Genomic DNA, 5,693 nt, shown 5'->3' on the forward strand with positions numbered 1-5,693 from the left:
GGGGGGTGGGGGGGGAATTTCATGAGGGGACTCATGTTAAAGGGTAAAGGGTAAAGGAAGAAAAGTTTTTCCCTTTTCCCCTTCCCCTTTTCCCTTCCTGCTGCCCAATGCCCTCTGCCGATAGTGCAAGACGTTCGGTAAGATTAAATACTGCCACGTTACAGCTTTTGGCTCTTATGATAAGGAACGGCATAGGTATTCGCACGGCGCAAGTGCGTTCTCAACGGCTCACTGGTCAAATTCACGTTTATGATGGCGTGGGGAAAGGTAAATCCCAAGCTGCTTTAGGGGTGGTTTTGCGATCAATTGGCTTGGGGATAAATACACCAAGCAATTCCAACCGAGTTTTACTGCTGAGGTTTTTAAAGGGACCAGAACGTGATTATGATGAGGATGGGGCGATCGCAGCTTTACAGCGCGGTTTCCCTCATTTAATTGACCAAGTTCGCACAGGGAGAGCCGAATTTTTTGGTCACGACGAAATCACCCCTTTTGACCGAGATGAAGCAGCGCGGGGCTGGGATGTGGCAAAAGGAGCGATCGCCAGCGGTTTATATTCGGTTGTGGTTTTTGACGAAATTAACCCCGTTCTGGATTTAGGTTTGCTGGATGTGGATGAGGTGGTGCGGACTCTCAAAGCCAAACCCCAAGAGTTGGAAATTATTGCTACCGGACGCGCAGCACCGCAAAAGTTGCTCGACATTGCGGATCTGCACTCGGAAATGAAACCCCAACATCACCCAACCGCAAAAGCACTCTTCATTGAAGGTATTGAAATTTACACTGGTGCTGGGAAAGGGAAGTCTACCAGCGCTTTGGGTAGAGCCTTGAAAGCCATTGGTAGAGGTATCAATCATCCTGGCTCTACTCGCGTATTGATTATGCAGTGGCTGAAAGGTGGTAGTGGCTACACAGAAGATGCTGCGATCGCTGCTTTGCAACAGTCATATCCAGAGGTGGTAGATCATCAACGCTGCGGACGAGATGCGATCGTCTGGCGCAATTCTCGGCAAGAATTAGACTATCTGGAAGCCGAACGCGGTTGGGAAATTGCAAAATGTGCGATCGCTTCGGGACTCTATAAAACCATCATCCTTGATGAACTCAATCCCACCGTTGACTTGGAACTACTCCCAGTTGAACCAATTGTCCAAGCTTTGCTTCGTAAACCCCGCGATACAGAAGTTATTATTACTGGTCGCTGCCAAAATCAACCCGCATACTTTGACTTGGCAAGCGTTCACTCTGAGGTATACTGCCACAAACACTATGCCAATCATGGCGTAGAACTCAAACGTGGGGTAGATTTTTAAATTGGTTCGTGGTTATTGGGAGCGTTGATAGGAGTTAGGAGTTAGGAGTTAGGAGTTTTGAGTTGGGAGTTTTGAGTTGGGAGTTTTGAGTTGGGAGTTAGGAGTTTTGAGTTGGGAGTTAGGAGTTTTGAGTTTTGAGTTTTGAGTTTTGAGTTTTGAGTTTTGAGTTTGGAGTTAGGAGTTTTGAGTTTTGAGTTTTGAGTTTTGAGTTTTGAGTTTTGAGTTTTGAGTTTTGAGTTTTGAGTTTTGAGTTTTGAGTTTGGAGTTTTGAGTTTTGAGTTAGGGGTTAGGAGTTTTGAGTTTTGAGTTTGGAGTTTTGAGTTTTGAGTTTTGAGTTTTGAGTTAGGGGTTAGGAGTTTTGAGTAGAGACGCTCCGGTTCCTCGTGTCTGTACAGAGTTAGGAGTTAGAAGAATAATCAGTAACTAACAACTATCAACCATCAACCATCAACCATCAACTATCAACTATCAACTATCAACTATCAATGGACACTAATACACTCGATCTAATAACAGCAGGATTAGCGATCGCCATACTTCTAGGTGGCTTCTTGATGATGTTTACTACCATCTTCACTACCAAACGCAAGTAATTTAGGTATTGCTCAAAAGAAAATCTTGATTCTAGAAAGTAATTCCTCAAAATCTACGGGTTTGCGAATAAAATCGTTTGCCCCGACTGATAATCCCTCCTTAATATCTACTTGATCGAATGCTGTAATCAACACTACAGGTATGTGAGATAGCTGTTGGTTTTGTCGAATTTGTTGCGTTACTTCACACCCGTTCATGTCCGGCATCATCACATCCAGCAACACCAAATTCGCAGGGCAGTTTTGAAGAGCGGTCAGTGCTGCTTTACCAGAATCAGCTGTCTCTACCTCATATCCCTCGGCTTCTAAAAGTGTCTGAAGCAAAAATAAATTATCTGGCAAATCATCCACAACCAAGATACGACGGGAGTTAGAGGTTTTTATGTAATGCATTTTAATTTACATTTTTTTGTAGTGCAATACACATAATTTCTTCTAAAATAGCTAGTTACACCATCCGTTAGATAGATTTTTAGAAAAAATGCCGAATTTGTTATCAAAAATTATGACACTTTTGTGGTAAAGGCAATATCTGAAATCGCCTGAATTTGGAGAAGGCGATCGCTTCTTTTGCTGCTGACTTATCCAAATGACCTATATTCAGTGCTACACCCACCACAGGCACCAGCGACCATTGACTCCCCTGCATGTCGAGCTACTATGGTTGCTCCTCAAATCTTGTCTGTTCCCTTTTTTACATGTAACTTAGTAAATCCCTGTAGAGACGCGATCGGACGAAGTCTCTACAAGGATTCTGGTTAACGCATAATTAATTTTTGGAGATGTTTAATGCCTTAACAATGCAAGCCGACGCATTAGATATAGAAGTTTCAAACCGATACCCCGAAACATTTAAGCAACGGGGTATTAATTAATTTATTGGTTCTGTCAGTGGAACTGTACTCAGTTGCTAGTAGACAACCTATTTGAAAAATAATGTAGAGACGTTAAATTTAACGTCTGTTGGGGTTCGGGCAACGCATAATTAATTTCTGGAGACGTCTATTTATAATGAACGTTTACCCGCCGATTGGGATGAAGACGGAGCGTGTTCTGTTCCTCCTGATTTGGTAATTGAAGTTATTTCCCCAGGACAAACCTTTGGACAAATGGCAGGGAAAGCAAAAGACTATTTAGATGCTAAGGTGCTGCGGGTTTGGGTGGTAGATAGTAAGGCAAGAAGCATCACTGTTTTTTATCCAGATGCGGCACCGCAGACTTATATGGGTGAAGAATTGCTTACAGATTCGCTGTTTGTGGGATTAGAATTTACTGTTGAGCAAGTCTTTCAAAAGGCGAACATACGATAAATTGTATTAGGACTTACGCAAAAATCGTCAAAAAGCTTAATTTATCGAACCGCCAAAACGCCAAGAACGCTAAGAATTCGTAGAGAGTGCGTAAGTCCTGTGTATATTATGGCGTTTCCAGTTGAGTCTAATAGATATCTTTGGAAAAGACGTAGAGACGTAGCACTTGGTAGTCTCTACGTATGACTCTGGAGATGTCTAATACATATTTGACAATTCTGCGATGTACTAACATAACGGACTGATGTTATGGCATAACGGACTGATGTATTAACGTTTCCACGCTAACCAAGCTGAAGATAACTTCTTAACGCTTTGCAAACGGGCAATGCTATACTTATCAGCGGCTTTGCGGATAGATTCTGCTTGGGTGGGATATGGATGAATTGTTTTGGCGATCGCACTCAAACCCAAATTATTAGTTATTGCTAAAGTCACTTCGCTAATCATCTCACCGGCATGTCGAGCAACGATAGTGGCTCCTAAAATCTTGTCTGTTCCCTTCTTTACATGTAACTTGGTAAATCCTTCAGTTTCACCATCAACGATCGCTCGATCTACATCGTTGAGAGAAACGCTAAATGTATCAATTTCGATACCCTTTGCCTCAGCTTCTTGCGGATACATCCCTACATTGGCTACCTCTGGGTCAGTATAAGTACACCAAGGCATAATCAAAGAACTCAGCTTTTTACGTCCCAGCCCAAAAATCGAAAACAGCGCATTTTGAATGACAATTCGAGCCGCAGCATCAGCAGCATGAGTAAATTTCCACTTCATGCAGACATCCCCTACCGCATAAATTCGGGGATTAGTTGTCTGTAAGTAGTCATTGATTATAACGCCTTGCTTTTCATCATATTCTACACCCACAGCTTCCAGATTCAAGTTTTCTACATTCGGCGATCGCCCAGTCGCTACTAAAATTTCATCAACTCCAAGCACCTGCTCTTGTCCGTTAATCTCGTAACGAATGACTTTTTCTGCATCGTTGCGTTCAATGCGTTTAATTTTCGACTCAAAAAGTAACTCAATACCCTCACCGACAAAAGCTTTTTGAATAATCTCTGCGGCTTGAGCATCTTCACGACTCAGTAAACGCGAACCTTTTTGTAGTAAAATGACTTGTGAGCCTAAGCGTTGAAAAGTCTGAGCCAATTCGCAACCGATGTACCCTCCACCAATTACCGCTAATCTACTTGGGCATTGTGTGAGAGAAAACACCGTTTCATTAGTGAGATATCCAGCTTGATTCAAACCATCAATGGATAATTTAGTCGGACGAGAACCTGTAGCGATCGCCGCTTTTTTAAAGTGTAAAATACTCTGTCCCACTTCTACCCTATCAGTATCTTTAAATCGAGCCTCGCCAAAAAATACATCTACACCAAATTCTTCTTGAAAGCGTTTGGCAGAATCATTCGGACTAATTTCTGTCCGTATTCGTCGCAATCGCTCCATCACTGCCGGAAAATCAATATTAATCTGATGACGGTTGTCAATGCCAAATTCTTGCGCGTAATATATATCTGCAACCACCCGTGCAGAGCGAATCAGAGTTTTTGATGGTATACAACCCACATTAGTACAATCACCGCCCATCAATCGCTTTTCGATTAAAGCCACCTTCGCACCTAACATCGCTGCACCCGCAGCAGTCACCAATCCTGCTGTACCCGCACCAATAACAACCAAATTGTAACTCGGTGCAGGTTCAGGATTAACCCAATCTGGAGGATGGAGGTTATCAATTAACGCCTGATTATACCGATCCATTGGGGAAACGGTTAGGGTGCTAACTGCTGTGGTCATAATGATGGGTTTTTTTGTGACAAGAACTGATTAAATATGCTACACAAAAAGTGATTAATTTTCGTCTAGCTAAAGTTGGTTCTATTTAACTTCAGCTAGTTTGGTTCTAATCGTCTCTATGCGTTTGCGATTTACACCCAAATCGCTTTGACCCAAACGCGATGCGGAGCGAACTTGGATGACGTTGGCTTTGCGGTCTAGATAAAATTCTACATCATCGACAAATCCCATCAAAGCGCTTTTAAATTCTGCATACAAATAATCCTTGTTTTCTGTGATGATTTTGGTTCTGGGCAAAGATTGAATCACACTTTTGAGTTTAGCGATCGCTTGTTCTGGGGTAGAGTTGTAAGTGAGCGGTGCAATTGAATGACCGACATCTGAACTTTGACTAGAAACACAGTTAGGGCTATTAGGGCAGGGTGCTAATTTACCACTCTTCACACCTAAATTGTTCGGTGGTTTGCCAGCAAAAATCATAATTATGCTTCCATAAATAGGTAGACTGTATATTACTCTACAACGTAGTGAGCGAGAAGATCGCTCAACAATAAATGCATCTACTATTAGGTAGATTTTTCCTGAATATATGAATGTATCTGTAATTCCTAGTGAGGGATTTATCGCTCAATTGCATTTAAGGGCTGAAGCCCCTCATTTTACCA

The 5,693-nt window shown here is 42.3% G+C and carries 6 protein-coding genes; 2 read left to right on the forward strand and 4 right to left on the reverse strand.

What is annotated here, in order from left to right:
- Positions 1-176: 176 nt before the first annotated feature.
- Positions 177-1,313: a cob(I)yrinic acid a,c-diamide adenosyltransferase gene (locus tag OGM63_RS17395; RefSeq protein ID WP_263746866.1), complete on the forward strand. Its 1,137-nt coding sequence runs from the start codon at positions 177-179 to the stop codon at positions 1,311-1,313.
- 605 nt (positions 1,314-1,918) lie between these two features.
- On the opposite strand, the gene OGM63_RS17400 is transcribed toward OGM63_RS17395, so the two are convergent.
- Together OGM63_RS17400 and OGM63_RS17405 are read right to left on the reverse strand one after the other, a co-directional pair.
- Positions 1,919-2,299, reverse strand: coding sequence for a response regulator (locus OGM63_RS17400; RefSeq protein ID WP_263746867.1), 381 nt, complete (start codon positions 2,297-2,299; stop codon positions 1,919-1,921).
- Positions 2,300-2,402: 103 nt separating this feature from the next.
- Positions 2,403-2,555, reverse strand: a complete 153-nt coding sequence (locus OGM63_RS17405; protein WP_263746868.1) for a hypothetical protein — start codon at positions 2,553-2,555, stop codon at positions 2,403-2,405.
- 355 nt (positions 2,556-2,910) lie between these two features.
- Between OGM63_RS17405 and OGM63_RS17410 the strand changes: the two genes are divergently transcribed.
- Positions 2,911-3,216, forward strand: coding sequence for a Uma2 family endonuclease (locus tag OGM63_RS17410; protein WP_318528485.1), 306 nt, complete (start codon positions 2,911-2,913; stop codon positions 3,214-3,216).
- Between the two features lie 270 nt (positions 3,217-3,486).
- Here the strand turns inward: OGM63_RS17410 and OGM63_RS17415 are convergent, their stop codons facing one another.
- Positions 3,487-5,028, reverse strand: a complete 1,542-nt coding sequence (locus OGM63_RS17415) for a mercuric reductase (RefSeq protein ID WP_263746870.1) — start codon at positions 5,026-5,028, stop codon at positions 3,487-3,489.
- Positions 5,029-5,109: 81 nt separating this feature from the next.
- Positions 5,110-5,508 (reverse strand): DUF1499 domain-containing protein, encoded by a 399-nt coding sequence (locus OGM63_RS17420; protein ID WP_263746872.1) that lies wholly within the window; start codon positions 5,506-5,508, stop codon positions 5,110-5,112.
- Positions 5,509-5,693 lie beyond the last annotated feature (185 nt).

The organism is Plectonema radiosum NIES-515, assembly GCF_025753815.1.
Classification (GTDB): domain Bacteria; phylum Cyanobacteriota; class Cyanobacteriia; order Cyanobacteriales; family Nostocaceae; genus Hassallia; species Hassallia radiosum_A.